Below are 3,344 nucleotides of genomic sequence, written 5' to 3'. Positions count from 1 at the left end.
TCTCCCTCCCTTATACTTTTAAAAAGTGAGGAGCGGGGTGGAAGCTGTGGAGATTAATCCTCTATCGAGAAATGATGTAGAACAAATAATTACTTTTTTAGCCAAAGAAGAAAAAGATGGGGCAAAAAGTGAGTTATCTTCTATTTCTTCTTCTCTCTCCCCTGAAAATCAGGAAGAAACTGAGGCGGAAGAGATGGGGAAAGAGGAGCTTTTGTGGTTTACTAAAGCAGTGCAGGATATATTCCGGGGTTTTAACTTAGGGATTACTTTTCGAGTCCATGAGGAAACGGGGCGCATTATTGCCCGGGTGATTGACCGCAAAACCCGAGAAATAATTCGAGAAATCCCTCCGGAAAAGTTTTTAGATATGATTGCTCGCTTACAAGAGCTGGCAGGAGTTTTTATCAACGAATTAGTGTGAGGTGATATAAATGGCTGGTATAACTATAGATGGTTTAGTATCAGGTTTACAAACCGGTGACCTTATTGCAGAGCTTATGGAGGCAGAGCGAGCACCTATCACCCGGATGGAGAGCACCAAAGAAGAGTATCAAAATAAAATTTCTCTTCTTCAAGACCTCTCTCTTAAACTTTCTACTTTGAAAATCAGCGCTGACACTCTGAATACTTCTTCTCTTTATGGAGCGCGGACGGTTACCTCTTCTCAAGAGAATGTTCTTACTGCTTCAGCACAAAGTGGTGCTCCCACGGGACGCTACACCATCCAGGTGGAGCGAATCGCTCTGGCTCATCAGCTGGCAAGTGGAGTTACTTCAGACCCATCTGCGCAAGTCTTTGGCACTGGCACCATTACTTTGCAGGTAGGCTCAGGTTCTCCGGTTACTATTAACATTACTTCGGATAACAATTCTCTCAATGGTATTCGCGATGCTATAAATAACGCTGGTCTTCCAGTGACTGCCTCGATAGTGGGAAGTGGGAGCGAGTATCATTTGGTTATTTTGAGTAATGCTACTGGAACAGAAGGACAAATCACTCTGGATGTCAACCTCCAGGTAGAGGAAGGAGAGGGAGAGGGGGGAGAGGAGGTAGAGGAGGTAGAAACGCTCTCTTTTTCTGACATTCAGCCTCCTCAAAATGCTAAGCTCCTTTTGGGAGTGGCATCTGGTACTTCCACCCCCTTGAGTTTTGAGTTTTCTTCTAACACCGTAACTGGACTTCTTCCGGGGGTGACGCTTAACCTTCTTTCTTCCAGCTCGAGCTCAGTTACAGTAGAAGTGAAAGAAGATACCAGCCTGTTACAGGAACAGATTGAAAAATTTGTGGAAAATTATAATGATGTAATTAATACCATAGATAACCTCACCTTTTATGACCCCGATAGTGGTGAGAAAGGTTCTTTCTTGGGGGATGTGAATCTTAGCATTATCCAGATGCAGCTGGAACGGGCGGTAACCTCTGTGGTGAAGAGCGCTCCAGAAGAAGTGAACAGTTTGAGCATGCTCGGCGTGAAACTTACCAAAACCGGGCTTTTACAAATTGAAGACCGAGAGGCGCTATCTGAAAAACTTTCTACTAACTCCGCAGGTATCAAAGAGCTATTTACTGAAGGTGTAGCCAAAAACCTTTCCCAAACCATTCAGAGTATGACGGTATACGGGAGCGGGACTCTGTGGGTAAAGCAAGATATGTATCAGCGGATGATCCAGGATATCGATAAGCGCATTACCTCTTTGGAAGAAATTATGGACTTAAAAGAAGAACGTCTCTGGCGGCAATATACCAATCTGGAAACCTATCTTTCTAATATGCAGTCCCAAAGTAATTGGCTTGCGGCGCAGATTGCTACTCTTATCAAACAAAGTTCTTCCGGGAGTTGATAAAGATGAATGCCTATATGAATGTAGTTCGCTCTTATAAGCAAAATGATATCGATACGAGCTCTCCTCTCCGATTGGTTGTGCTTCTCTATGATGGAGCGATTCGTTTCTTCCAGTTAAGTGAGAAAGCTTATAGTGAAGGAGACACAGGAAAAGCCCGGATGTATATTTTGCGAGCAGAAAAAATTATTCTGGAACTTCTTAGTTCGCTCAATTTTGAAGAGGGAGGAGAAATTGCCGAAAATCTTGCTAACCTTTATCGTTTTATTATCGGACATTGCGCGGAGATAAACGAGACTAAATACCGGGAAATAATTGGAGCAAATTGCAAGATTCTTACCGGCTTACGGGAGGCGTGGAGTCAACTTGAACGAGAACCGAACCCTGAATGACCCCGGGGAGGAGAAAATTTTCCTTCTGGAGCGCATTCTGGAAATTACCAAAAAGATGTATGAGCTTATTCATCAAGGACTTAGCGATGATGTTTTTATTCTTCTGGAAGAGCGAGGAAAGCTTATGGCTCAGGTGGAAGCCTGTGACCAGCAAATTGACCTCGCTTCGCTGGCAGTCGAAAAGCAAGAGCGGATGCTTAGTCTTCTTCGGGATATTAATCTATTAAATGAAGAAGTCAGCACGCTTCTTTTTACCCATATTGCCGAGGAACAAGAAACACTGGCGCGTATGCGCAGGGAACATTCTTTTTGGCATAGCGTTAAAGATGGATTACCTCCTTCTTCTCCAGGAATTGATATCCAGGGCTAAGTGACTTTATCTTTCTGACAATAAATTCTGGTTGGGAAATCTCTTTCTGGCATGGTATTTTATGTAAGTAAGGTGTGGTAATAAAGAGGTGAATTAAGTGCCTATTCGGATAGCAGAAGGAAAGCAAGAAGACGGGGAGCATTTTGAATCGCTTATCCAGAGAGCAAGGCAGGCTTTCCTGGGGGGAGACATAAAAGAAGCAAAAAAACTTTTTCAGGAAGCCTCGCTAATAGATGCCAATCATCCTGAAGTATGTCACGGGTTGGGAGTTATAGCCCTACGGGAGGGTCGCTACAAAGACGCCATAGCTTTTTTGCGCCGGGCAGTGGAGAAGAATCCCAATTTTCCTGAAGCGTGGAACAACTTAGGATTTGCTTACTTTAAAAAGGGGAGATATACTGAGGCTCAAAAAGCTTTTGAGCGGGCAGTAGAGCTCGACCCCGAAGAGAGGGAATATCAGAATAACCTCCGAAATCTTTTGTCCCGGAATAAGCCTCGGAGCGGAGGAAACTCTAAAAAACTTTCCCTTTCTCTGTGTATGATTGTCCGTGATGAAGCAGAGAACCTCAAAAAATATCTGTCTCGTTTTTGCGACTTCTTCGATGATGTGGTAGTGGTAGATACAGGCTCAGTTGATGACACCCTCGAGGTTGCTTCTTCTCTCGGAGCCCGAGTTTTTAATATACCATGGGAGAACGACTTCTCCCGAGCCCGGAATGAGAGTTTAAGGAGAGCCAAAGG

5 protein-coding genes are annotated in these 3,344 nt (G+C 44.0%); all 5 read left to right on the top strand.

Translation table 11 applies throughout. From position 1 onward, the window contains the following. Positions 1-37: 37 nt before the first annotated feature. Positions 38-421 carry a flagellar protein FlaG gene (locus tag GXZ17_RS09595; RefSeq protein ID WP_409377066.1) on the top strand — a complete coding sequence of 128 codons (384 nt, stop codon included), beginning with the start codon at positions 38-40 and terminating at the stop codon, positions 419-421. Positions 422-431: 10 nt separating this feature from the next. Further along, complete coding sequence (fliD, locus tag GXZ17_RS09590; protein WP_409377065.1) at positions 432-1,841, top strand: flagellar filament capping protein FliD; 1,410 nt, start codon at positions 432-434, stop codon at positions 1,839-1,841. A 5-nt stretch (positions 1,842-1,846) separates the two neighbouring features. Then, a complete protein-coding gene (gene fliS, locus GXZ17_RS09585; protein ID WP_409377064.1) occupies positions 1,847-2,233 on the top strand; it encodes a flagellar export chaperone FliS in 387 nt (128 codons plus the stop codon). After that, positions 2,208-2,603 carry a hypothetical protein gene (locus tag GXZ17_RS09580; protein WP_409377063.1) on the top strand — a complete coding sequence of 132 codons (396 nt, stop codon included), beginning with the start codon at positions 2,208-2,210 and terminating at the stop codon, positions 2,601-2,603. Before fliS ends, GXZ17_RS09580 begins: the two co-directional genes overlap by 26 nt. Before the next feature lie 97 nt (positions 2,604-2,700). Then, on the top strand, positions 2,701-3,344 hold a 644-nt coding region (locus GXZ17_RS09575; RefSeq protein ID WP_409377062.1), incomplete at its 3' end, for a tetratricopeptide repeat protein.

Source organism: Candidatus Sordicultor fermentans (assembly GCF_012728195.1).
GTDB lineage: Bacteria > Atribacterota > Atribacteria > Atribacterales > Caldatribacteriaceae > Sordicultor > Sordicultor fermentans.
Note: the sequence above shows the minus strand (reverse complement) of the source record. Positions and strands in the feature narration are given on the sequence as shown.